The 24,264-nt window shown below is 61.0% G+C and carries 24 protein-coding genes; 19 read left to right on the top strand and 5 right to left on the bottom strand.

What is annotated here, in order from left to right:
• The first annotated feature begins 23 nt into the window (after positions 1-23).
• The 12 genes from nrdR to AAHB08_RS16225 all read left to right on the top strand — a co-directional run bounded on the left by nrdR (position 24) and on the right by AAHB08_RS16225 (position 12,358).
• The gene (nrdR, locus tag AAHB08_RS16280) at positions 24-473 is read left to right on the top strand and encodes a transcriptional regulator NrdR (RefSeq protein ID WP_025326027.1); all 450 of its coding nucleotides are present in this window, start codon (positions 24-26) and stop codon (positions 471-473) included.
• Between the two features lie 175 nt (positions 474-648).
• Positions 649-1,758 (top strand): bifunctional diaminohydroxyphosphoribosylaminopyrimidine deaminase/5-amino-6-(5-phosphoribosylamino)uracil reductase RibD, encoded by a 1,110-nt coding sequence (ribD, locus tag AAHB08_RS16275; RefSeq protein WP_342059500.1) that lies wholly within the window; start codon positions 649-651, stop codon positions 1,756-1,758.
• A 55-nt stretch (positions 1,759-1,813) separates the two neighbouring features.
• Complete coding sequence (locus AAHB08_RS16270; protein WP_342059499.1) at positions 1,814-2,467, top strand: riboflavin synthase; 654 nt, start codon at positions 1,814-1,816, stop codon at positions 2,465-2,467.
• A gap of 142 nt (positions 2,468-2,609) precedes the next feature.
• Positions 2,610-3,719, top strand: coding sequence for a bifunctional 3,4-dihydroxy-2-butanone-4-phosphate synthase/GTP cyclohydrolase II (gene ribBA, locus AAHB08_RS16265; RefSeq protein WP_342059498.1), 1,110 nt, complete (start codon positions 2,610-2,612; stop codon positions 3,717-3,719).
• A gap of 210 nt (positions 3,720-3,929) precedes the next feature.
• Complete coding sequence (ribH, locus tag AAHB08_RS16260) at positions 3,930-4,400, top strand: 6,7-dimethyl-8-ribityllumazine synthase (protein ID WP_139437323.1); 471 nt, start codon at positions 3,930-3,932, stop codon at positions 4,398-4,400.
• A 14-nt stretch (positions 4,401-4,414) separates the two neighbouring features.
• On the top strand, positions 4,415-4,828 hold the full coding sequence (nusB, locus tag AAHB08_RS16255) for a transcription antitermination factor NusB (protein WP_139437325.1): 414 nt from the start codon (positions 4,415-4,417) through the stop codon (positions 4,826-4,828).
• Positions 4,829-4,885: 57 nt separating this feature from the next.
• Entirely contained in the window at positions 4,886-5,845 is a 960-nt protein-coding gene (gene thiL, locus AAHB08_RS16250; protein ID WP_342059497.1) for a thiamine-phosphate kinase, read from the top strand.
• Positions 5,842-6,330 carry a phosphatidylglycerophosphatase A family protein gene (locus AAHB08_RS16245; protein ID WP_342059496.1) on the top strand — a complete coding sequence of 163 codons (489 nt, stop codon included), beginning with the start codon at positions 5,842-5,844 and terminating at the stop codon, positions 6,328-6,330. The genes thiL and AAHB08_RS16245 overlap by 4 nt, the downstream gene beginning before the upstream one ends.
• A 673-nt stretch (positions 6,331-7,003) precedes the next feature.
• Entirely contained in the window at positions 7,004-8,728 is a 1,725-nt protein-coding gene (locus AAHB08_RS16240) for a dipeptide ABC transporter ATP-binding protein (protein ID WP_139437331.1), read from the top strand.
• Between the two features lie 58 nt (positions 8,729-8,786).
• Positions 8,787-10,343 (top strand): ABC transporter substrate-binding protein, encoded by a 1,557-nt coding sequence (locus AAHB08_RS16235; protein ID WP_106887629.1) that lies wholly within the window; start codon positions 8,787-8,789, stop codon positions 10,341-10,343.
• Between the two features lie 95 nt (positions 10,344-10,438).
• Positions 10,439-11,413: an ABC transporter permease gene (locus tag AAHB08_RS16230; protein WP_202046534.1), complete on the top strand. Its 975-nt coding sequence runs from the start codon at positions 10,439-10,441 to the stop codon at positions 11,411-11,413.
• A gap of 3 nt (positions 11,414-11,416) precedes the next feature.
• On the top strand, positions 11,417-12,358 hold the full coding sequence (locus AAHB08_RS16225; protein WP_025326038.1) for an ABC transporter permease: 942 nt from the start codon (positions 11,417-11,419) through the stop codon (positions 12,356-12,358).
• A 227-nt stretch (positions 12,359-12,585) separates the two neighbouring features.
• Here AAHB08_RS16225 and dxs read toward each other — a convergent pair whose 3' ends face one another.
• From dxs to xseB, 3 genes are read right to left on the bottom strand one after another with little or no spacing between them, the layout of a single operon-like run.
• The gene (dxs, locus tag AAHB08_RS16220; protein WP_342059495.1) at positions 12,586-14,451 is read right to left on the bottom strand and encodes a 1-deoxy-D-xylulose-5-phosphate synthase; all 1,866 of its coding nucleotides are present in this window, start codon (positions 14,449-14,451) and stop codon (positions 12,586-12,588) included.
• Positions 14,452-14,472: 21 nt separating this feature from the next.
• Entirely contained in the window at positions 14,473-15,363 is an 891-nt protein-coding gene (ispA, locus tag AAHB08_RS16215) for a (2E,6E)-farnesyl diphosphate synthase (protein WP_202046532.1), read from the bottom strand.
• Positions 15,364-15,615 (bottom strand): exodeoxyribonuclease VII small subunit, encoded by a 252-nt coding sequence (gene xseB, locus AAHB08_RS16210; RefSeq protein ID WP_025326041.1) that lies wholly within the window; start codon positions 15,613-15,615, stop codon positions 15,364-15,366.
• A gap of 234 nt (positions 15,616-15,849) precedes the next feature.
• Here xseB and pomA point away from each other — a divergent pair, with 234 nt between their 5' ends.
• The 3 genes from pomA (at position 15,850) to greA (ending at position 18,132) form a co-directional block, all read left to right on the top strand.
• Positions 15,850-16,608 (top strand): flagellar motor protein PomA, encoded by a 759-nt coding sequence (gene pomA / locus AAHB08_RS16205; protein WP_342059494.1) that lies wholly within the window; start codon positions 15,850-15,852, stop codon positions 16,606-16,608.
• An 8-nt stretch (positions 16,609-16,616) separates the two neighbouring features.
• Positions 16,617-17,510 (top strand): flagellar motor protein MotB, encoded by an 894-nt coding sequence (locus AAHB08_RS16200; RefSeq protein ID WP_342059493.1) that lies wholly within the window; start codon positions 16,617-16,619, stop codon positions 17,508-17,510.
• A gap of 145 nt (positions 17,511-17,655) precedes the next feature.
• Positions 17,656-18,132 carry a transcription elongation factor GreA gene (gene greA / locus AAHB08_RS16195; RefSeq protein WP_139437343.1) on the top strand — a complete coding sequence of 159 codons (477 nt, stop codon included), beginning with the start codon at positions 17,656-17,658 and terminating at the stop codon, positions 18,130-18,132.
• 49 nt (positions 18,133-18,181) lie between these two features.
• Here the strand turns inward: greA and AAHB08_RS16190 are convergent, their stop codons facing one another.
• Together AAHB08_RS16190 and yhbY are read right to left on the bottom strand one after the other, a co-directional pair.
• Complete coding sequence (locus AAHB08_RS16190) at positions 18,182-18,775, bottom strand: PilZ domain-containing protein (protein ID WP_342059492.1); 594 nt, start codon at positions 18,773-18,775, stop codon at positions 18,182-18,184.
• 105 nt (positions 18,776-18,880) lie between these two features.
• Positions 18,881-19,177 (bottom strand): ribosome assembly RNA-binding protein YhbY, encoded by a 297-nt coding sequence (yhbY, locus tag AAHB08_RS16185; RefSeq protein ID WP_342059491.1) that lies wholly within the window; start codon positions 19,175-19,177, stop codon positions 18,881-18,883.
• Positions 19,178-19,274: 97 nt separating this feature from the next.
• Between yhbY and rlmE the strand changes: the two genes are divergently transcribed.
• The 4 genes from rlmE to glmM all read left to right on the top strand — a co-directional run bounded on the left by rlmE (position 19,275) and on the right by glmM (position 24,184).
• Positions 19,275-19,904: a 23S rRNA (uridine(2552)-2'-O)-methyltransferase RlmE gene (rlmE, locus tag AAHB08_RS16180; protein ID WP_025326058.1), complete on the top strand. Its 630-nt coding sequence runs from the start codon at positions 19,275-19,277 to the stop codon at positions 19,902-19,904.
• 45 nt (positions 19,905-19,949) lie between these two features.
• Entirely contained in the window at positions 19,950-21,902 is a 1,953-nt protein-coding gene (ftsH, locus tag AAHB08_RS16175; RefSeq protein WP_202046530.1) for an ATP-dependent zinc metalloprotease FtsH, read from the top strand.
• 84 nt (positions 21,903-21,986) lie between these two features.
• A complete protein-coding gene (gene folP / locus AAHB08_RS16170) occupies positions 21,987-22,832 on the top strand; it encodes a dihydropteroate synthase (RefSeq protein WP_342059490.1) in 846 nt (281 codons plus the stop codon).
• 17 nt (positions 22,833-22,849) lie between these two features.
• The gene (gene glmM / locus AAHB08_RS16165; protein WP_106887617.1) at positions 22,850-24,184 is read left to right on the top strand and encodes a phosphoglucosamine mutase; all 1,335 of its coding nucleotides are present in this window, start codon (positions 22,850-22,852) and stop codon (positions 24,182-24,184) included.
• Positions 24,185-24,264: the final 80 nt, after the last annotated feature.

Here is a 24,264-nt window from a genome sequence, read left to right as displayed (position 1 = left end):
TTTCCGTTAACGCCGGAGGTCCGATGCATTGCCCTTTCTGTAGTGCGGTTGATACCAAGGTGATCGATTCCCGTCTGGTGGCAGAAGGCCATCAGGTGCGCCGCCGTCGTGAATGCCTGCTCTGCCACGAGCGCTTCACCACCTTCGAGATGGCCGAGCTGGTGATGCCCCGTGTCATCAAGTCCAACGGCTCCCGCGAGCCCTTCAATGAAGACAAGCTGCGGGCCGGCATACTGCGGGCCCTGGAGAAGCGGCCGGTGAGCATGGAGGCCATCGAAAAGGGGGTCAATCACATCAAGTCCCGGCTGCGTGCCACCGGCGAGCGCGAAGTCGCGTCCCAGCTGGTGGGCAACCTGGTGATGGATGAGCTCAAGAGCCTGGACAAGGTGGCCTATATCCGCTTCGCCTCCGTCTATCGCAGCTTCGAGGACATCCGCGAATTCGGTGAAGAGATCGCCAAGCTGGAGAAGTGAAGAGGGTCGGGTGAGCAAAGCAATATCCGCTTCGCCCCTCTCTACCTCAGGACTCGAGGACATCCGCCTAGTTTGTAACAAGAAGCGGCGAAGAGATCGCCAAGCTGGAGAAATAAGCCAGCCACCCACGGATTGCGTTAGCACCCCTATTTTCTCGCGTTGAACGGGAGCCCAGATGTTTAGTCAAGACGATTACCAATGGATGAGCCGGGCCCTCGAGCTGGCCCGTCGCGGCCGTTACACCACGGCCCCCAATCCCTGTGTGGGCGCCGTGCTGGTGAAGGCCGGCGTGGTGGTGGGGGAGGGCTGGCACCAGCGTGCCGGTGAACCCCATGCCGAGGTCTATGCCCTGCATGCCGCCGGGGAAGAGGCTCGCGGCGCCACCGCCTATGTGACCCTGGAGCCCTGCTCCCACCACGGTCGCACCCCTCCTTGTGCCGAGGCGCTGATCAAGGCCGGGGTGACCCGGGTGGTCGCCGCCATGGTGGATCCCAATCCCCAGGTGGGGGGACGCGGCCTGCGCATGCTCTCCGAGGCGGGCATCAAGACCGACTTCGGCCTGCTCAGCGCCGAGGCCGAGGCCCTGAACCCCGGTTTCTTCAAGCGGATGCGCACCGCCTTCCCGCAGGTGACGGTCAAGCTCGGCGCCAGCCTCGACGGTCGCACCGCCATGGCGAGCGGCGAGAGCCAGTGGATCACCTCCCCGGAGGCGCGCCGGGACGTGCAGCGGCTGCGTGCCCGCCACGATGCGGTGCTCTCCAGCGCCGAGACGGTGCTGGCCGACGGCGCCTCCCTCAACGTGCGCTGGGACGAGCTGCCGGCCTCGGTCAAGGCCGTTTATCTCAGGGAGGCCCTGCGCCAGCCGTTGCGGGTCATCGTCGATTCCCAGAACCGGCTGACCCCGGACTTGCCCCTGTTCCAGAGCGAGAGCCCTGTGCTGCTGGCCCGTCACAAGGTCGACGGGGACTGGCCTGCCTGGGTGCAGCAGCTGACCCTGCCCCTGCTGGATGGCAAGCTGGATCTGGTGAGCCTCTTCATGCTGCTGGCCAAGCAGAACATCAACTCTGTGCTGGTGGAGGCGGGTCCCAGGCTGTGCGGCGCCCTGCTGGCCAAGGGGCTGGTGGACGAACTGGTGCTCTATCAGGCTCCCAAGCTGTTGGGGGATGAGGGGCGCGGCCTGTTCCACCTGCCGGAGTTGACCCGGCTGTTCCAGGCCCCCAAGCTCACTGTCAAGGATGTGCGTCTGGTGGGGCAGGATATTCGCATCACAGCGAAAATAGCCTGATTTATCAATGTTCAAGGGGGCAGTCACTGCCCCCGTCATCAGCAAGGTGATCTGCATGTTTACCGGAATTATCGAAGCCATGGGCACCCTGGCCGCCCTGCGCCGCCAAGGGGATGACATGGCCCTCACCGTCCACGCGCCGACCCTGGACTTTGGCGACGTCAAGCTGGGCGACTCCATCGCCACCAACGGCGTCTGCCTGACCGTGGTGGCCCTGGGGGACAACAGCTACACCGCCGACGTCTCCCTTGAGACGCTCTCTCGCACCGGCTTTGCCGAGGCCAAGGTAGGGGATCCGGTGAACCTCGAGAAGGCGCTGATGCCGAGCTCCCGCCTCGGCGGCCACCTGGTCTCCGGCCACGTGGATGGCATCGGCGAGGTGAAGAGCAAGTCCAGCAGCGGCCGCGCCATCGAGTACTGGATCGAGGCGCCAAAGGAACTCTCTCGCTACATCGCCGAGAAGGGGTCGATTGCGGTGGATGGCATCAGCCTGACGGTCAACGCCGTGCAGGGGGATCTCTTTCGCCTGACCATAGTGCCCCACACCGCCCAGGAGACCACCATAGCCCGCTGGAAACCGGGCCACAGGGTGAACCTGGAGGTGGATCAGATCGCCCGCTATCTGGAGCGGCTGATGCAGGGCAGGGCGCAGGAGCAGGGCGGCTCCAGCCTGACCCTGGAGACCCTGGCCCGATCCGGGTTTATCTGACAGGCAGGGGAGCGGGCAAAACACGGTTCTGTGATCCCGCTCCGATTGAAATGGGGCCCCGTGCCCCCATCTAGCACACAATGATGCAGTATCAAGCCGAGCCGGCAGGCTCAATTCCCCAAGCATGTTGATGGAGTAGCCCATGGCGCTGAGCACAACCCAGGAAATCATTGCCGATATCAAGGCGGGCAAAATGGTGATCCTGATGGATGACGAAGACAGGGAGAACGAAGGGGACCTCATCATGGCCGCCTCCTGTGTCCGTCCGGAGGATATCAACTTCATGGCCCGTTACGGCAGGGGCCTCATCTGCCTGACCCTGACCCGGGATCGCTGCAAGCAGCTGGCGCTGCCGCTGATGGTGGACAGGAACAACGCCCAGTTCTCCACCGCCTTCACCGTGACCATAGAAGCGGCCGAAGGGGTGACCACGGGCATCTCCGCCGCCGATCGCGCCGTGACCGTCCAGGCCGCCGTCGCACCGAACGCCAAGGCCGCCGATCTGGTGCAGCCTGGCCACATCTTCCCGCTGATGGCGCAGGATGGCGGCGTGCTGACCCGTGCCGGCCACACCGAAGCCGGTTGCGATCTGGCCCGTCTGGCCGGTTACGAGGCGGCCTCCGTCATCGTCGAGATCCTCAACGAGGATGGCACCATGGCGCGCCGTCCCGATCTTGAGATCTTCGCCGAGCAGCACGGCATCAAGCTGGGCACCATCGCGGATCTTATCGAGTACCGCAACCAGCACGAGACCACGGTGGAGAAGGTGGCCGAGTGCAAGCTGCCCACCGAGTTCGGGGAGTTTGATCTCGTCACCTTCCGCGACACCATAGACAACCAGGTGCACTTCGCCCTCAAGAAAGGCGAGGTGAAAGCCGACCAGCCGACCCTGGTACGGGTCCATCTGCACGACGTGCTGAGCGATCTGCTGCTGACGGATCGCCACAGCGCCCGCAACTGGCCGCTGCCCAAATCCATGGCCCGCATCGCCGCCGAGGGCGGTGTGCTGGTGATCCTGGGGGCGGAAGCCCAGGGCGCCGAGCTGCTGGCCCGGGTCAAGGGCTTTGAAGCCGCCGACAAGGGACTGGCACCGGAAGGGGCCAAGTGGCAGGGCACCTCGCGCCGGGTCGGCGTGGGCTCCCAGATCCTCAAGGCACTGGGCGTGGGCAAGATGCGTCTTTTAAGCTCTCCGAAGAAATACCATGCCCTCGGCGGCTTCGGCCTCGAGGTGGTGGAGTACGTCGGCGAGTAAGCGCCCTGGTGCTCGCTTGACGACATACCATGCTCGCCAGCGGCTTCGGCCTTGAGGTGGTGGAGTACGTCGGCGAGCAAGCCCCTGACGGGTTGAATGACTATCCTGGCCACTCGTTGCGGCCATGGTTTTTTGTCGCGGCTCTGTTGTGCTAGAATGCGTGCACTTTTGGCCCCGGCCCCTATTGATTGCACAGAGACAGGATTTCCAATGAAGATTATCGAAGGGAATATCGCCGCTCCCGAGGCGCGTGTTGCTATTGTCGTTGCCCGTTTCAACAGCTTCATCAATGACAGCCTGGTGAACGGTGCGGTAGACGTACTGAAGCGTCAAGGCCAGGTCCAGGACAGCAATCTCACCCTGGTGCGCGTGCCGGGTGCCGTCGAAATTCCCCTGGCAGCCAAGAAGCTGGCCAAGAGCGGTCAATACGACGCCATAGTCGCGCTCGGTACCGTCATCCGTGGTGGCACCTATCACTTCGAACTGGTGGCGAGCGAGAACGGCAAGGGGCTGGCCCAGGTGATGATGGAGTATGAAATTCCCGTCGCCTTCGGCGTACTGACCACTGAAAACATTGAACAAGCCATCGAGCGCGCCGGTACCAAGGCGGGTAACAAGGGTGCAGAGGCTGCACTGAGCGCGCTCGAAATGATCAACGTCCTGAAACAGCTGGACGTGTAACGAGGAGAAGTACATTGAAACCGTCCGAGCGCCGTAAGGCCCGCCATTGCGCCACCCAGGCCATCTACCAGTGGCAGATGACCCAGGCCAACGTGGGCGACATCGAAGAGCAGTTCAAGATCGATCAGGACACCAAGGGTGTGGACCTGAGCTATTTCCGCGATCTGCTGTTCGGGGTAGCGGTCCACTGCAACGAGCTGGACAAGGTGTTCTCGCCTTTCCTCTCCCGTCCGCTGGAAGAAGTGGACATGGTGGACAAGGCGATCCTGCGTCTGGCGACCTACGAGCTGACCCGTCGTGATGATGTGCCGCCGCGCGTGGTGATCAACGAAGCGATCGAGCTGGCCAAAGCCTTCGCCGCCGATGACAGCCACAAGTTTGTCAACGGTGTACTGGACAAGGTGATCAAGACGCTGACCAAGCGTTGATCCTGACGTCCATCAGCATTAAGAGAGGAGCCAGCCTAACCGCTGGCTTTTTACTGTATGGGTGAATTTGAGCTGATTGAGAAGTACTTCAAGGTCCCCCACGCCCGCAAGGACGTGGTGATGGGCCCAGGGGATGACTGTGCCCTGCTGACCCTGCCCGCCGATACCCTGCTGGCGGTGAGCACGGATACCCTGGTGAGCGGCGTGCACTTCTTCCCGGACATGGATCCGGTGGATCTGGGCTACAAGGCGCTGGCGGTCAACCTCTCCGATCTCGCCGCCATGGGGGCAGAGCCACGCTGGGTCTCCCTGGCGCTGACCCTGCCCGCCGTCAACGAGGCCTGGGTTGCGGGCTTTGCGGAAGGGTTCCTCGAGCTTGCCGAATATTACAATGTGGCCCTGGTGGGGGGGGACATGACCCGCGGGCCACTCTCCATCACCGTCTCGGTGAAGGGATCCGTGCCGGCCGGTCGTGCCCTGATGCGCAGCGGCGCCAGGGTAGGGGACGGCATCTATGTTACCGGCACCCTGGGGGATGCGGCCCTGGCCCTCTCCCATCTGCTGGGCAAGCGCACCCTCAACGAGAACCAGCTAGCGGCCGTGCTGCCCAGGCTCGATCATCCCCATCCCCGCATCCTGGCCGGTCAGGCGCTGCGCGGGCTGGCAAGCAGCGCGCTGGATCTCTCCGACGGCCTGGCTTCCGATCTCGGCCATATCCTCAAGGCGTCCGGCGTGCGGGCCCAGATCGATCTCGATCTGCTGCCCCTCTCGCCCGTGTTGCAGGACGCCGTGCCCGCACGGGATGCCTGGCAGCTGGCGCTGGCCGGTGGGGATGACTACGAGCTCTGCTTCACCGTGCCACAAGAGCATCATGGTGCCCTGGACACGGCGCTGGCCAACTGTGGCGTCAGATTCACCCGCATCGGCCGCATCCAGGCCGGCGACCCCGGCATCGACTATGTGCAGGGTGAGCAGCCGGTCGAGCTGCATCTCAAGGGCTGGGATCACTTCGCATGAGCTTTTTCAAGATAAGGCCTGAGCTGACAGGCCTGAGCCTGAAGAACCCGCTCCACTTGCTGGCGCTGGGCTTTGGTGCCGGTCTCTCCCCCAGGGCGCCGGGGACCATGGGGACCCTGGTGGCCATTCCGCTCTACCTGCTGGTGAGCGGTCTGCCGACCCCCTGGTTCATCGCCCTGCTGGCGGTGGGGTTCGTGGCGGGCATCCGCATCTGCCAGGCGGCCACCGATGCCATCGGCATGCCGGATCACGGCGCCATCGTCTGGGACGAGGTGATAGGGTTCGGCGTCACCATGATAGCGGCCCCCGCCGGCTGGGAGTGGGTGCTGGCCGGCTTCGTGTTGTTCCGGCTGTTCGACGTGCTCAAGCCCTGGCCCATCTCCTGGTTCGATCGTCGTATTCACGGCGGGCTCGGCATCATGCTGGATGATCTCATCGCCGGCCTGTTCGCTTTGCTCTGCATGCAGTTGCTGGCTCGCTGGTAAGGCGGAGTCGGCGATCACGGCCGTCATGGCGGGCCTGGCCCTCGCTGCCGCGCAGTTTCATCGTCTGTCTGCCCGCTCTTTCCATACAATTAAGCGTCAGGCGCAGTTCCTTGATGGGACTGCGCCTTTTTGTATGCAATCCCCCCGCCTTGTCCGGTGATGGCGAATTGGGCTCTGGCAGATCATTCTGAGTTGACCCTATTTATCTCTGCTTAGTTTTCCTTCATCCAGATATGCTGCCGTTAAAAAATCATTTCACATAAATATTCACTACTCATTCGAAGCTGCGAACTCAGCATTGAATAGTGGATTCGATTGCTTGTTACATCTTTGTTGAAATTTAAATAAGCTAATCTCTCGCATTGCCATCACAATCTCTGTTAATGTGATATTTATCGACATTTTGCGCCAATGGCTAGTGCGTTATCTGCGCAAAGTATTGCGAAATTGTATAACTGGATCATTTACACCCGCGGGCAAACCGACTAACTTACTCGCGGGTTATTCCAAAAAAATGCAAAAAACCCGCCCGGATCGCTGGTTTGGCTGCCTCATGGATTGAGCGTTTACTGCACAAGAGAAGCTCTCAACATTAAGTACCAAGGCACAACCAGCATCTGCGGCTGATTTACGGACGAATTATTTGGGACGGATGTCCCCCGCAGAGGTAACCATGTCCTTGCTCGAAGTGAAAAACTTGCGGATCGAGTACCCCTCCCGCTATGGGGTGCTGGCCGCGGTCAAGGATCTCTCTTTTTCCGTGGAAAAAGGCGAGATCGTCGGAGTGGTCGGTGAATCAGGTGCCGGCAAGTCCACCATAGGCAATGCCGTCATCGATCTGTTGAGCCCGCCCGGTCGCATCGCCCGTGGCGATATCTACCTCAACGGCGAACTCATCTCCGGCAAGAGCCAGAACGAGATGCGGGCAATCCGTGGCTCCCGTATCGGCTTCATCTTCCAGGATCCCATGACCTCCCTCAATCCGCTGTTCACCGTTGAACAGCAGCTGGTGGAGACCATACTGGCCAATACCGATCTCAATCGCGAGGCCGCCTTTGCCAAGGCCCTCGAGCTGATGGGGGCGGTCGGGATCCCGCAGCCGGAAGTGCGCATCAAGCAGTACCCGCACCAGTTCTCCGGTGGCATGCGCCAGCGGGTGGTCATCGCCATCGCGCTGTCTGGGGATCCCGAGCTCATCATCGCCGATGAGCCGACCACGGCGCTGGACGTCTCCATTCAGGATCAGATCCTCCAGCTCATCCGCAACCTCTGCAAGGAGCGTCAGGTGGGCTGCATGCTGGTGACCCACGACATGGGCGTGGTATCCAACGTCACCGACAAGGTGGCTGTCATGTACCGCGGGGATCTGGTGGAGTTCGGCACCACAGAACAGGTGCTGGGTCGTCCCAGCCACCCCTATACCCGCAGCCTCATCTCGGCGGTGCCCCGTTCCGATGTGAAGCTGGTGCGCTTCCCCCTGGTCTCCTACATAGAGGATGCCGGTGCGCCGGATCTCAGCATCGATCTCAAGACCCACTGGCTCGGCCAGAGTCAGGACGAGCGCGCCTATGAAGGGGCCCTGCTGCGGGTGGAGAACGTGGATCTGAAGTTCGTCACCAAGGATTCCATCTTCCCGAGCCGCCGCCAGTACGTGCGCGCCTGCAACAACATCAGCTTCGAGATCTTCGAAGGTGAGACCTTCGGTCTGGTGGGGGAGTCGGGTTCCGGCAAATCCACCATAGCCCGCGCCATCACCGGCCTCTATCCGCCCGATACCGGCAAGATCTTCTTCGAGGGGATCGATCTCACCGCCCTGAAAGGGGAGCATGAGCGCCGCCCGCTGCGCCGCCAGATGCAGATGGTGTTCCAGAACCCTTACTCCTCGATGAACCCGCGCATGAAGGTGCGTGACATCATCGCCGAGCCGATCCGCTTCCACAAACTGGCGACCAGCGAGAGCCAGATTGAGGGCATAGTGAGCGATCTGCTGGATCACGTCGGCCTCGGCCGCGGGGCCGGGGTCAAGTATCCCCACGAGTTCTCCGGTGGTCAGCGCCAGCGTATCTCCATCGCCCGCGCCCTGGCGACCCGGCCGCGCTTCCTCATCTGCGACGAGCCCACCTCGGCGCTGGATGTCTCGGTACAGGCCCAGATCCTCAACCTGCTCAAGGATTTGCAGCAGGAGCTTGGGCTGACCATGCTGTTCATCAGCCACGATCTGCCGGTCATCCGCCAGATGTGCGACCGCATCGGCGTGATGCAGCACGGCCACCTGGTGGAGGTCGCGGAGACCGAAAAACTGTTTACCAATGCCGAGCATGAGTACAGCCGCAAGCTGATCTCCCTCATGCCGGAATTTAAGGGAATGTCCCGCGAGGGGCTGGAAATCGCAAGCTAGGAAAGCACCGGTTCGCCGGTTTGTCTGTCAATAAAAAGCCAAAAGCATGGAGAAAGACATGAAGAAAGGATTATCCAAGATCGCCATGGCGCTGTTCGCCGCTGGTCTCGCGTTCAACGTTTCTGCCGCCGACATCAAGGTTGCCGTCGCCTCTGACGCCACCTCGCTGGACCCGCAGGAGCAGCTCTCCGGTCAGACCCTGGAGATGTCTCACCTGGTGTTCGATCCCCTGATGCGTTACACCCAGGATCTGCAGTTCGAGCCGCGTCTGGCCGAGAAGTATGAGCGCATCGACGACAAGACCGTCCGCTTCCACCTGCGCAAGGGTGTCAAGTTCCACTCCGGCAACGACTTCACCGCCGATGACGTGGTATGGACCGTCAACCGTCTGAAGGCCTCCCCGGACTTCAAGGCTATTTTCGACCCCATCGCCGAAGCCAAGAAGGTGGATGACTTCACCGTGGATCTCGTCACCGCCAAGCCGTTCCCGCTGGTGCTGCAGACCGTCACCTACATCTTCCCGATGGACTCCAAGTTCTACAGCGGCAAGGATGAAGCCGGCAAGGACAAGGCCGCCATCGTCAAGAACGGCGACTCCTATGCCTCTACCCATGTTTCCGGTACCGGTCCGTTCAGCGTCAAGTTCCGCGAGCAGGGCGTGAAGCTGGAGTATGCCCGCAATGCCAACTACTGGGACAAGGCCTCCAAGGGCAACGTCCAGAACCTGACCGTGGTGCCGATCAAGGAAGACGCGACCCGCGTAGCCGCCCTGCTGGGTGGTGACGTGGACATGATCTACCCGGTTGCCCCGAACGATCTGGAGCGCGTGAAGAACGGCAAGGATTCCCAGCTGGTGACCCTGTCCGGTACCCGCGCCATCATCATCGAGCTGAACCAGAACACCAACCCGGCGCTCAAAGACAAGCGCGTGCGTCAGGCGATCAACTACGCCATCAACCAGGTGGGCATAGTCGACAAGATCAACAAGGGCTTCGGTACCCCGGCCGGCCAGCTGAGCCCGAAAGGCTATGCCGGTTACAACGAGGCGCTCAAGCCCCAGTATGATCTGGCCAAGGCCAAGGAGCTGATGAAGGAAGCCGGTTACGAGAAGGGCTTCAAGATGACCTTCATCTCCCCGGCTGCCCGCTACGTCAACGACGTCAAGATCGCCCAGGCCGTCTCCGCCATGCTGTCCAAGATCAACATCAAGGTGGATCTGAAGACCATGCCGGTGGCCCAGTACTGGCCCGAGTTTGACAAGTGCGCCTCCGACATGCAGTTGATCGGCTGGCACTCCGACACCGAAGACAGTGCGAACTTCTTCGAGTTCCTGACCTTCACCAAGGATGCCAAGACCGGCATGGGTCAGTACAACTGCGGCGGTTATGCCAACGCAGAGGCTGACAAGATGGTGATGGAAGCGAACACCGAAACCGACCCGGCCAAGCGTGCCGCCATCCTGCAGAAGGTGGAAGCCATGCTGATCGACGACGCTGCCTATGTGCCCTTGCACTGGGAAGACCTGGCCTACGGTGCCAAGAAGAACGTCGACATCAAGCCTGTGGTCAACGTGATGAACTTCCCTTACCTGGGTGACCTGGTGGTCAACAAGTAAGTGAAGCGCTAAGGAAGGACCTGGCGGGGCGCCCATGGGTGCCCCGCCATTAACAGAAGCCTGTGCCAAGACACAGGCCACGTAGAAGGACAAGCATGTTTACATTCCTGCTGAAACGGTTCTATCAGGCCGTGATAGTGATGTTCGTCATCAGCCTGGTCGCCTTCTCCATCCAGGACAACCTGGGGGATCCGCTGCGCGAGCTGGTGGGACAATCCGTCTCCGAGTCCGTGCGCCAGGAGCTGCGCGACAAAATGGGCCTCAACGATCCCTTTTTGGTGAAATACAGCCGCTTCCTGCAGAACGCGGTGCAAGGGGATCTGGGCACCTCCTATTTCTTCAAGCGACCGGCCCTCGAGGTGATCCTCGACAAGCTGGTGGCTACCCTTGAGCTGGTGTTTGCCGCTGCGCTCATCATCGTCGTGGTCTCCATTCCGCTGGGGGTTTATTCGGCGATAAGACCGCGCAGTTTCCTGACCAAGCTCATCATGGCGGTGAGCAGCATCGGCATCTCGATCCCGGTCTTCCTGACCGCCATCATGCTGATGTACCTCTTCTCCATCCAGCTCGGCTGGCTGCCGGCCTATGGCCGTGGCGAGACCTACAACCTGCTGGGCTGGGAGTCGGGCTTCTTTACCTGGGACGGCATACTGCACCTGATCCTGCCTGCGGTGTCCCTCTCCTCCATCATGCTGCCGCTGTTCATCCGGCTGGTACGCTCCGAGATGCTGGAGCAGCTCTCCTCCGAGTACGTGAAGTTCGCCCGTGCCAAGGGGCTGGACAACAACAAGGTCTACTACCAGCACGCCCTGAAGAACACCATGCTGCCGGTTATCACAGTCGGCGGCGTGCAGATCGGCACCATGGTGGCCTACACCATACTGACCGAGAGCGTGTTCCAGTGGCCGGGGACGGGCTTCCTGTTCCTCGAGGCGATCCACCGGGTCGATACCCCGCTGATCACCGCTTACGTCATCTTCGTGGGCCTTATCTTCGTGGTGACCAATACCCTGGTCGACCTGCTCTACGGGTTCATCAACCCGACCGTCAACCTGACCGCCAAGGGGTAACAGATGACTAACGCTGTAACTGCAAGCCCAAGCCGTTGGGCGCGATTCAAGAACTCTGACATCGTCTACTACTTCCTGCGGGACAAGGTAGCCATGTTCAGCTTTGCGGTGTTTGTGGTGTTCGTACTGGCGGCGCTGCTGGCGCCCTGGCTGGCACCGCACAACGTCTATGACCAGACCAGCTTCGATCTGATGGATGCGGAGCTGCCACCCTCCTGGCTGGAAGGGGGCGAGGCGCGCTTCTGGCTCGGTACCGACAACCAGGGACGGGACATCTGGAGCACCATCCTCTATGGCGCCCGTATCTCGCTGACCATAGGCCTGTTCGCCGTCGGCCTGCAGCTGGTGCTCGGCATCGTCATCGGCCTGATCGCCGGTTACTTCGGTGGTCGCATCGACAACCTGCTGATGCGCTTTGCCGACGTGCAGCTGTCGTTCTCCACCATGATGGTGGCCATCATCATCTCCGCCATCTTCCAGGCGACCTTTGGCTCCGAGTTCTACTCGAAGTTCGCCATCCTGATGCTGGTGGTGATCATCGGCATCGCCGAGTGGCCCCAGTACGCCCGGACGGTGCGCGCCTCCGTGCTGGCGGAGAAGAAGAAGGAGTACGTGGAAGCGGCCCAGGTGATGGGGTTCCGTGCCCCGCGCATCATGTTCCGCCACATACTGCCGAACTGCCTGTCGCCCATCCTGGTCATCTCCACGGTGCAGGTGGCGAACGCCATCATGAGCGAGGCGGCACTCTCCTTCCTGGGGCTGGGCATGCCGGTGGATCAGCCGTCGCTGGGGTCGCTCATCAGCGTGGGCTTCAACTACATCTTCTCCGGCTCCTGGTGGATCACCGCCTTCCCGGGTATCTGCCTGGTGGTGCTGGTGCTGGTCATCAACCTGCTGGGTGACTGGCTGCGGGATGTGTTCAACCCCAAGATCTACAAGGGCTGATAAAAACCAGTCCTCACACTTACTGCGAGGGCGTGATCAAGGCTCATGTGCTGCTCGCTTATGTGGAATCAAGGAGTGCTCACGTATATCTATACGCTCCGGTTCCTGAGCGGCTTGTAACCTTGCTGACGCCCTTCTCGCGACAGTGTGTGCACAGGTTTGAAATAATGGATAACAAGAAGGGCGCCATCAGGCGCCCTTCTTTATTTGCTCGTCAACGTGCCTGATCAGGCCAGCAGCCAGGTCTCTATGCTGGCCTGGATACCTGCGCCATCCAGCCCCAGCTGGGCATAGATCTCCTCCTGGGTGCCTTGCTCCACGAAGCGATCCGGCAGCCCCAGATTGAGCACAGGCTTGCACTGCTTGGCATGCATCAACAGCTCGTTCACCGCAGAGCCGGCCCCGCCCATGATGGCGTTGTCCTCGAGAGTGACAAACTGATCGTGGGAGGCGGCAAGGGAGAGCACCAGGGCCTCGTCCATGGGCTTGACGAAGCGCATGTCCACCAGGGTGGCGTCCAGCGCCTCGGCGGCGGCCCAGGCTTGATGCAGCAGGGTGCCGAACGCCAGTATGGCGGTGCCCTTGCCCTGGCGAACAATCCGGCCCTTGCCGAGTTCAAGTGCCTGCATCTCGCTCATGATCTCGCTGCCGCAGCCGCTGCCACGGGGGTAGCGCACCGCAGCGGGCTGGTTGCACTGATAGCCGGTGTAGAGCATCTGGCGGCACTCGTTCTCGTCGGACGGCGTCATCACCACCATGTTCGGCACTGTGCGCAGGAAGCTGATGTCGAACGCCCCCTGATGGGTGGGGCCATCGGCCCCCACCAGACCGGCGCGGTCGATGGCGAACAGCACCGGCAGGTTCTGCAGCGCCACGTCGTGGATCAGCTGGTCATAGGCCCGTTGCAGGAAGCTCGAATAGATGGCGACCACGGGTTTCTTGTCGGCGATGGCAAGGCCGGCGGCGAAGGTGACCGCATGCTGTTCGGCGATGGCCACGTCGAAGTAGCGATCCGGGTACTGCTGGCTGAACTTGACCAGGCCGGAGCCCTCGCGCATGGCGGGGGTGATGCCGACCAGTTTCTCGTCTTTCGCCGCCATGTCGCACAGCCACTGGCCGAAGATGGCGGAGAAGGTCGGCTTGCCGCCGGCGCTCTTGGGCAGGGCACACTCGTCCGGGTTGAACTTGGGGACGGCGTGATAGCCGATAGGGTCTTTTTCGGCGGGCTCGTAGCCCTTGCCCTTCTTGGTCTTGACGTGCAGCAGCTGGGGACCCTTGAGGTTGCGCATGTTGCGCAGGGTCTCGACCAGAGCGTGGATGTCGTGGCCGTCGATGGGGCCTATGTAGTTGAAGCCGAACTCCTCGAACAGGGTGCCGGGTACCACCATGCCCTTGAGGTGCTCTTCGGCCCGCTTGGCCAGCTCCTTGACCGGCGGCAGCCCCGCCAGCACCTTCTTGCCGCCTTCGCGGATGGTGGTGTAGAGCTTGCCGGACATCAGCCTGGCCAGGTGGTTGTTGAGCGCCCCGACATTTTCGGAGATGGACATCTCGTTGTCATTGAGCACCACCAGCATGTCCTTGTGGACATCGCCGGCGTGGTTGAGGGCCTCGAAGGCCATGCCCGCCGTGATGGCGCCGTCACCTATGACGGCCACCACCTTGCGGCCCAGCCCCTCGCTCTCGGCGGCAACCGCCATGCCGAGGGCTGCACCAATGGAGGTGCTGGAGTGGCCCACGCTGAGCACGTCATACTCGCTCTCTTCCCGCCAGGGGAAGGGGTGCAGGCCATCTTTCTGGCGAATGGTGTGAATGCGCTCGCGCCGACCGGTCAGGATCTTGTGGGGATAAGCCTGATGGCCCACGTCCCACACCAATCGATCGAAGGGGGTGTTGTAGACGTAGTGCAGCGCCACCGTCAGCTCGACTGTGCCGAGGCCGGAGGCGAAGTGGCCACTGGAGCGGCTCACCGAGCGCAGCAGATACTCGCGCAGCTCTTCGCACAGAATGGGCAGCCGCTCTTTGGGCAGGGATCGCAACTCGACCGGCGTATCCGCGAGGGCCAGGTTGGGGAAATCGCTAATATCAACGCTCATATTGTTACTGTTATCCAGCGTTTAGTGGGTTCGCTCGATGATGTAATCGGCAAACGCTTCCAGAATGTCGGTATTGTAGGGCAAGGATTGCAGGGCTGTTAAGGCCTTGTCATGCAGTTCGCGAGCCAGCTCACGGGCAGGGTCGAGACCGAGCAGGGCCGGATAGGTGCTCTTCTCCTGCGCCAGATCCGAGCCTTGCGGCTTGCCCAGGGTGGCGGTGTCGCCCGTGATGTCGAGGATGTCATCCTGCACCTGGAAGGCGAGCCCGATGGCGGCGGCATAGGTTTGCAGCGCGGCCAGGGTGGCGGGTTCCACGTCGGCCTTGCACAGGGCCCCCAGGGTGACGGCGCACTCGATGAGCGCGCCCGTCTTGTGGCGGTGCACCTGCTCCAGCTCGGCGAGGCTGATCCGGCGGCCTTCGGCCTCCAGATCCAGCGCCTGACCGCCGCACATGCCGAGATAACCGGAGGCACGGGCCAGGGCACTCAGCATCCGTACCCGGTTGGCCAGCAGCTCGTCGGGGAGAGGATGATCCGCCAGGATGGAGAAGGCCAGGGTCTGCAGGGCATCACCGGCCAGGATGGCGGTGCCTTCATCGAACGCCTTGTGGACTGTCGGTTGGCCGCGGCGCAAATCGTCGTTGTCCATGGCGGGCAGATCGTCGTGCAGCAGGGAGTAGGCGTGAATGCACTCCACCGCGGCGGCAGGGCCGTCGAGCCGCTCGCTTGGCACCCCCAGCATCTCGCCCACGGCGTAGACCAGGAAGGGTCGTACCCGTTTGCCGCCGAGCAGCAGGCCGTATTTCATCGCATCCCGCAGGCGCGGCGCCATGGCGGGCAGAGCCTCAAGCTGTGCCGAGAGACAGTCGTCGATGCGGCGCCGGTGCAGGCGGGAGAAATCGTCCAGGGTCACTCACTCCTCTCCTTGCTCTGATCGAAAGGGGACCGCCTGCTCGCTGCCGTCGGCCTGGGTCAGGAGGATCTGGATCTTCTGCTCGGCCTGCTCCAGCTTCTGCTGGCCGGCACGCACCAGATGGATGCCCTGTTCGAATTGTTTGAGTGCCTCCTCGAGGGGGAGCGACCCCTGTTCGAGTTGATGCACTATGGTTTCCAGCTCTTCCAGGGTGGCATCAAAACTCAGACGGTCGATTTTTTTACTGGCCATGTCCATCCTCGGGGATTGAAAAAAACGGCTCATCTTAACATCGACCGGGCACAGGGGGGAGGCAGAAAAGTGTGCCGTCCTCAAACTATCCTGACCGCGGCCGATAGAAAGGGGCTGGCATCCATGTACTGCCGATGGGTTATTGAGGTGTGCCGGGCTTGCTGCCAGGGGCGCAATAGCAGAAAATTCAACAAAATATAAATAGATGGCAAGTTCGGTGACAGGAGTAGGGATGTGGATTTAGGCAGTCTGATAGGCATAGTGCTGGGATTCGGGGTGGTGGTGTACGGCATGCTGCTGGGTGGCCCCATGAGCATGTATGTGGATATGCCCTCGGTCTATATCACCATACTGGGTTCCCTCTTCATCTGCATGATGAAGTTCAACCTCAGCCAGTTCCTGATGGCGTTCAAGGTTGCGGGCAAGGCCTTCATGTACAAGGGCGACAAGCTCGACGATCTGATTGCCAAGGCAGTGGAGCTGGCGGACGCGGCCCGCAAGGGAGGCTTTCTGGCGCTGGAGGCGGCGGAGATCCCCAATCCCTTCATGAAGAAGGGCATCGACATGCTGGTGGACGGCCATGACGCCGACGTGGTGCGCGCCGTGATGGAAAAAGACATAGAGCTGACCTCGGAGCGCCACGTCATCGCCGTCAAGGTGTTTCGCTCCCTGGGCGACCTCGGTCCCGCCATGGGGATGATAGGTACGCTAGTGGGGCTGGTGGCCATGCTGGCGAACATGAGTGATCCCAAGTCCATCGGCCCGGCCATGGCGGTGGCCTTGCTGACCACGCTGTACGGGGCGATCGAGGCCAACATGATTGCCATCCCCATCGCCGACAAGCTGGAGCTGCGCAGCGGCGAGGAGCAACTGAGCCGCACCCTGATCCTCGACGCCATCATGGGCATTCAGGATGGCCAGAACCCTCGCGTGATCCAGGCCATGCTGCAGAACTACCTCAACCAGTCCAAACGCAACAACGGACTCGACTAGGAGGCCCCATGGCAAAGTGCAAGTGTCCGCCGCCCGGCCTGCCGGGCTACATGGGTACCTTCGCCGATCTCATGTCCCTGTTGATGTGCTTCTTCGTGCTTCTGCTCTCTTTTGCGGAGATGGATGTGCAGAAGTTCAAGCAGATCGCCGGCTCCATGGAGAAGGCGTTCGGGGTGCAGAACATCCTGGAGGTGAAGGATATTCCCAAGGGGACCTCGGTCATCGCCCAGGAGTTTCGCCCCGGCAGGCCTGAACCGACGCCCATCGACACCATCATGCAGCAGACCATAGACATGACCCAGACCGAGCTGGATTTTCAGCCCGGGGATGCGGATCAGGCGGGGGGGCATGACAAGACCGAGGGTCAGCAGAGCGGTGGCGACACTGTCCAGCAGGCCCAGAAGGCGCAGGAGCAGTCCAACGAACTGGCCAAGGCGCTGGCCGAGCAGATGCAGGCCCAGATCCAGGACGGTGCCATCGAGATAGAGGCGCTGGGCCAGCAGATCATCATTCGCATCCGCGAGAAGGCGGCGTTCCCGGCGGGCTCCGCCTTCCTGCAGCCCCAGTTCTGGCCGGTGATCCGTAAAGTCGCGACCCTGCTCAAGGATGTGCCGGGGGAGATCACCGTCTCCGGTCATACCGATGACGTCGCCACCGAAGACGAGCTGTTCCAGTCCAACTGGGAGCTTTCGTCCCAGCGGGCGGTGGCGGTGGCCCATCAGATGATCAAGGTGCCCGGCTTTGACGGCAACCGCCTGGTGGTGCAGGGCATGGCGGACTCCCAGCCGCTGGTGCCAAACAACAGCCCGGAGAACCGGCGCATGAACCGGCGGGTGGAGATCGCCATCATGCAGGGCAAACCGACGGTATCTGCCCCTATCGGGGTGGCGGATCCCAAGTAGCTTTCGCCAGGAAGCGCGATCCCGCTCGCAGGGGCTGACATGGATTTTGTGACGGCTTCATATTAAGATGCCTCATCCGAACCGATAGCTGCGGCTCTCTTTGATTGCCGCAGCTTCTCTTTATAAAGCAACCCAGGTTTCGACTATGAATCATACTCCGATGACTGTTCGCGGCGCTGAAAAGCTGCGTCAAGAGCTCGACTATCTGAAGAGCGAGCTGCGTCCCCAGATTATCGAAGCGATTGCTGATGCCCGTGAACATGGTGATCTGAAAGAAAACGCCGAGTACCATGCCGCTCGCGAGCAGCAAGGTTTCTGTGAAGGCCGAATTCAGGAGATTGAGAGCAAGCTCTCCAATGCCCAGGTGATCGATATCACCAAGATTGCCAACAATGGCCGCGTCATCTTCGGTGCGACCGTGACCCTGCTGAAAAGCGAGACGGAAGAGGAAGTGGTGTACCGCATCGTGGGTGACGACGAGGCGGACATCAAGCAGAACATGATCTCCGTGAACTCGCCCATTGCCCGTGCCCTGATCGGCAAGGAAGTGGACGACGTGGCCATCGTCAAGACGCCGGGTGGCGACGTTGAGTACGAGATCCTGGAAGTCGCCTATCTCTGATTGAGTTCTGACAGAGACAGACAGGGGAGCCCCGGCTCCCCTGTTGCATTTAGTCCCCCTGATAGGTCTGGACGAAGGCGTCCTGATGACGCTGGAAGAGCCAGTCCCGCAGTTGCTCCTGGTCTCCCTTGTCCAGCTGGAATTTCAAGGCCCAGTCATGGTGCTTGTGGTGGGACTGGACATGCCTTATCAGGGTGCCGCTCAGTGCCAGGGGGGGCAATCCCTCTATGCCGAGGGTACCGTGCAGCCGGTCGCCCTTGGCCAGCGTCGGTGGCAAACCGGCCACGATGAGACCACCGAGGGAGAGGCTGTGCACCTCATACTCGGCATCGCTGGTATGAAGGACGGCTTTCTCATCGAGTCGCCAGGCGCGCAGGTGAGGGGAGCCCAGCTCAGTGATGGTGGGGGCGGCGATGCGCAGCTCGGTGTGGCCTTCCGCCGCCAGGGTACAATGCAGCGGAAAACGCAGTTGGTGGCCGGTGATGCGGGCCTCGATCGTCAGGGGGCTGGCCCGTTGCAACAGGCTCTGTAGGGGAAGACTCAGGTTGCCTCGCAGGAACTGGCCGGCGGCCATGTCCTCGGCGTCTCCCAAGTCCTGCAGCATGGCCAGCTCCTCGTCGGTGAGAATCTGATGCTTGTCCATAGTGGGTGTCCGCAAGTATTCATCGCAGGTTAAGGGCCTGACGACTATTTTGGCAAGCGACTTGGGAAGAAGGGAAATGAAGGAAAGAGCGAACGCTCTTTCCTGTTACTTGCGGGGCAACTGGATCTTGGGTTCTGTGGCCTGACGATAGATGGTCAGTACATGGCCCATGCTCTGTACCTTGATGGCGCCTGTCTCACGGACGATGGCTTCCATCACCAGCTGTTTCATCTCACGATCTTCAGACGACACCTTAACCTTGATCAGCTCGTGATGGTTCAGCGCCAGATCGATCTCGGCCAGCACCCCTTCGGTCAGGCCGTGTTGTCCCAGCAGGACGATCGGCTTCAGGCTGTGGGCGAGGCCCTTGAGGTACTGTTTCTGTTTATTGTTGAGAATCATGGCAATTTCTTCATAAGTCAGGGTTGAAAGGGGCGTATTCTACCCCCACTTAGCCCTTAATACTAATAACCCTTGTGGTTTTTTAAAGTCGACAATCATGACCCAGAAAAAACATTCCCCCAGTTCAACCCGCTGGTTAAAAGAACATTTTGACGATCATTACGTCAAAAAAGCCCAGAAGTTGGGACTGCGTTCCCGCGCCGTGTTCAAGATCGATGAGATCCAGGGCAAGGACAAACTGCTCAAGCCGGGCATGACGGTGGTGGATCTGGGGGCGGCCCCCGGTGGCTGGTCCCAGTTCGCCATCGAGCAGGTGGGTGAAAAGGGACGAGTGATTGCTTGCGATATTCTGCCGATGGATTCCATTGCCGGTGTTGATTTCCTGCAAGGGGACTTTCGGGAGGAAACTGTGCTTGCCGCCTTGCTGGCCCGGGTTGGCCCGGACAAGGTCGATGTGGTCATGTCTGACATGGCCCCCAACATGAGCGGGACCCAGCAGGTGGATCAGGCTCGCTCCATGTATCTGATCGAGCTGGCGCTGGACATGTGCAATCAGGTCTTGCGCAGTAATGGCAGTTTCGTGGTCAAGGTATTCCAGGGGGAGGGGTTTGACGCCTATCTCAATGAAATTCGTAGACTTTTCTCTGTCGTCAAGATTCGTAAACCAGACTCCTCCCGTGCCCGTTCACGAGAAGTCTACATTGTGGCTACCGGTTTTAAACTGTAGTACCCTAACCCTCATCGTTAACTGTCAGTCTGCGAGGTCATTGATTTGAGTGACATGGCGAAAAACCTAATCCTGTGGCTGGTCATCGCCGTCGTGCTGATGTCGGTGTTCAATAGCTTCAGCCCCAGCGATACCACCAGTCGCCAGCTGGACTATTCCAGCTTCGTGAAAGAAGTGACCCAAGAGCAGATCCGTGAAGTGCGGATGGATGGCAAGGTCATTAATGGCGTCAAGCGCACCGGTGAACGTTTCACCACCATCATCCCTGCGCCGGATCCCCAACTGCTCAACGACATGCTCAACCACAACGTGAAGGTGATGGGTGAGAAGCCGGAAGAGCCGTCTCTGATCACGTCCATCTTCATCTCCTGGTTCCCGATGCTGTTGCTGATCGGTGTCTGGGTCTTCTTCATGCGTCAGATGCAGGGCGGCGGTGGCAAGGGTGCCATGTCGTTCGGCAAGAGCAAGGCTCGCCTGATGAGTGAAGATCAGATCAAGACCACCTTCGTCGACGTGGCGGGTTGTGACGAGGCAAAGGAAGAGGTCAAAGAGCTGGTCGACTATCTGCGCGATCCGACCAAGTTCCAGAAACTGGGCGGCAAGATCCCCACCGGCGTGCTGCTGGTCGGCCCGCCCGGTACAGGTAAGACCCTGCTGGCCAAGGCCATTGCGGGTGAAGCCAAGGTGCCCTTCTTCACCATCTCGGGTTCCGACTTCGTCGAGATGTTCGTGGGTGTCGGTGCCTCCCGGGTGCGCGACATGTTCGAGCAGGCCAAGAAGTCCTCCCCCTGCATCATCTTCATCGATGAAATCGACGCGGTCGGTCGCCAGCGTGGCGCCGGTCTGGGTGGTGGCCACGATGAGCGTGAGCAGACCCTGAACCAGATGCTGGTCGAGATGGATGGTTTCGAAGGCAATGAAGGCGTCATCGTCATCGCCGCGACCAACCGTCCAGACGTGCTGGATCCCGCTCTGCTGCGCCCGGGTCGTTTCGACCGTCAGGTCGTGGTCGGTCTGCCGGATGTCCGCGGTCGCGAGCAGATCCTGAAGGTGCACATGCGCAAGGTTCCGTTGGCGGATGACGTCAATCCGGCGCTGATTGCCCGTGGTACGCCCGGTTTCTCCGGTGCCGATCTCGCCAACCTGGTCAACGAGGCCGCCCTGTTCTCCGCCCGTGAGAGCCGCCGCGTGGTGTCCATGAACGAGTTCGAGAAGGCCAAGGACAAGATCATGATGGGGGCGGAACGTCGCTCCATGGTGATGAAGGAGTCCGAGAAGGAGATGACGGCTTATCATGAAGCCGGTCATGCCATCATCGGTCGGGTCGTGCCGGATCATGACCCCGTCTATAAGGTCTCCATCATTCCCCGTGGCCGTGCCCTTGGGGTGACCATGTACCTGCCGGAGCAGGATCGCTGGAGCCACTCCAAGCAGCATCTGGAATCGATGATCTCCAGCCTGTACGGCGGTCGTCTGGCGGAAGAGCTGATCTACGGTGCCGAGAAGGTATCGACCGGTGCCTCCAACGACATCGAGCGTGCCACCGACATCGCCCGCAAGATGGTGACCCAGTGGGGTATGTCCGAGCGTCTGGGCCCCATGCTCTATGCCGAAGAAGACGGTGAAGTCTTCCTTGGCCGCAGCATGGCCAAGGCCAAGCACATGTCCGACGACACCGCGCGCGTCATCGATGCCGAGGTCAAGCAGGTCATCGATCGCAACTATGCTCGTGCCAAGCAGATCCTGCAGGACAACATGGATGTGCTGCACACCATGAAGGATGCCTTGATGAAGTACGAGACCATAGATGCCAAGCAGATCGACGATCTGATGGCTCGTCGTGAGGTACGTGCTCCCAGCAACTGGCACGATGAACACGGTGACACCCCGCAAGGGGGCGCCAGCGTGAGCAGCGAGCCCGAGGTCAAGGCGCAGGCCGATGACAACAGCGCACCGCGCAATGATATCGACAAGGCGAACGATGTGCCGGCCAAATAAGCTTTCATGATCCAAACCCCGGGCTTGCCCGGGGTTTTTCTTTGTGCGGATATCCAGATTTTCTTGTGACAGGTAGATGTAAAGATGCAACTAATCAGCAAGGGGCGCAGCCTCTCCCTGGAGCGTCCCCACGTCATGGGGATCCTCAACGTGACGCCGGACTCCTTCTCCGATGGTGGCCGCTTCAAGCAGCTTGAACTGGCCCTGACCCATGCCCGCCAGATGATGGAGGAGGGGGCCACCCTCATCGACATCGGCGGCGAGTCGACCCGCCCCGGCGCCCCCGACGTGAGCGAGCAGGAGGAGCTGGACAGGGTCATCCCCGTGGTCGAGCGGATGGTGCAGGAGCTGGATGTGATGATTTCCCTCGACACCTCCAAGGCTGCCGTGATGAGGGCGGGCTGCGCGGCAGGGGGCCACCTCATCAATGACGTGCGGGCCCTGCTCGAGCCCGGCGCCCTGGCTGCCGCGGCAGAGGCTGACGTGCCCGTGTGCCTGATGCACATGCAGGGGCAGCCGAGAACCATGCAGGCGGAACCTCATTATGAGGACTTGTTGGGGGAGGTGAGGGCCTTCTTCGACGAGCGAATAGCCGCTTGTCTGGATGCCGGGATCCCGCGCCGGCACCTGCTGCTGGATCCGGGTTACGGCTTTGGCAAGACGGTAGCACACAACTATCAGTTGCTGGCCGGGCAGCAGAAGTTGCTGGATTACGGTCTGCCGCTCTTGGTGGGGATGTCGCGAAAGTCTATGATAGGCAATCTGCTTGGCCGCCCCGTTGATGAGCGGCTGGCCGGCAGCCTGGCCTGCGCCCTGATCGGGTTGCAACATGGCGCCAGGATCATCCGGGTGCACGACGTGCGAGCCACCATGGACGCGCTGCGTGTAGGCTGGATGACCATGACGGGACAAGATTTCGTATCCAAATAAAATAACGAGAACAGACAATGACCAGAAAGTACTTCGGCACAGACGGTGTGCGCGGCAAGGTGGGTGAATACCCGATCACCCCGGATTTCGTGATGAAGCTGGGCTGGGCCGCCGGCAAGGTGCTCTCCAAGAAAGGTACCAAGAAGGTGCTGATAGGCAAGGACACCCGGATCTCCGGCTACATGCTGGAATCGGCGCTGGAAGCGGGCCTCTCCGCTGCGGGCCTCAAGGCCATACTGATGGGCCCCATGCCGACGCCGGCGGTGGCTTACCTGACTCGCACCTTCCGTGCCGAGGCCGGCATCGTCATCAGCGCCTCCCACAACCCCTATTACGACAACGGCATCAAGTTCTTCTCCGCCGACGGCACCAAGCTGCCTGATGAGGTGGAGCTGGCCATCGAGGCCGAACTGGATCACGAGCTCAAGTGCGTGGAGTCCGCCGAACTTGGCAAGGCGCAGCGCATCGACGATGCCGCCGGCCGTTACATTGAGTTCTGCAAGAGCACCTTCCCCACCCATCTGAGCCTGGAAGGGGTGAAGATGGTGGTAGATTGCGGCCATGGCGCCACCTATCACATAGCCCCCTCGGTGTTCCGCGAGCTGGGCGCCGAGGTGATTGCCATCGGTTGCAGCCCGGATGGCCTCAACATCAACGATGGGGTAGGCTCCACCGCACCAGAGGCGCTGGCCGCCAAGGTGCTGGAGTGCAAGGCCGATCTCGGTGTTGCCTTCGACGGTGACGGCGATCGCCTGGTGATGGTAGACAGCACTGGCTACATCATCGACGGGGACGAGATCCTCTACATCATCGCCCGCGATGCCCTGCGCAACGGCCGCCTCAAGGGCGGCGTGGTCGGTACCCTGATGGCCAACATGGGCCTGGAGCTGGCATTGCAGACGCTCGGTATTCCGTTTGCCCGTGCCAAGGTGGGTGACCGCTACGTGCTCGAGATGATGAACGAGAAGGGCTGGCGCATCGGTGGCGAGAACTCGGGTCACATCATCTGCCTGGATCAGACCACCACAGGGGATGGCATAGTCGCCGCCCTGCAGGTGCTGACGGCGGTGTGCTCTGCGGAGATGCCGCTGGCCAAGCTGCGCTCCGGCATGAGCAAGTTCCCCCAGGTACTGGTGAACGTACGTTTTGCCGAGGGCAAGGATCCGCTGGCGGCCGAAGCCGTGCAGCAGGAAGTGGCCAAGGTGGAACAGGAACTGGGCGGCCGTGGCCGTGTCCTGCTGCGCAAATCCGGCACCGAACCCCTGATCCGGGTCATGGTGGAAGGGGAGCATGAGCAACAGGTGCGTGACATGGCACAACGCATCGCCCAACAGGTCGAATCGGCGTTTTAATGAGCAACCAGGGCGATTTTTTAATCGCCCTGGTTGTATCTTGTTCAAACAATTCGAAAATTTGAAAATAGCACTTGTCA

This window comes from Aeromonas sp. OTU364 (assembly GCF_038440395.1).
Taxonomy (GTDB): Bacteria; Pseudomonadota; Gammaproteobacteria; order Enterobacterales; family Aeromonadaceae; genus Aeromonas.
This window is presented reverse-complemented; position numbering and strand designations above follow the sequence as displayed.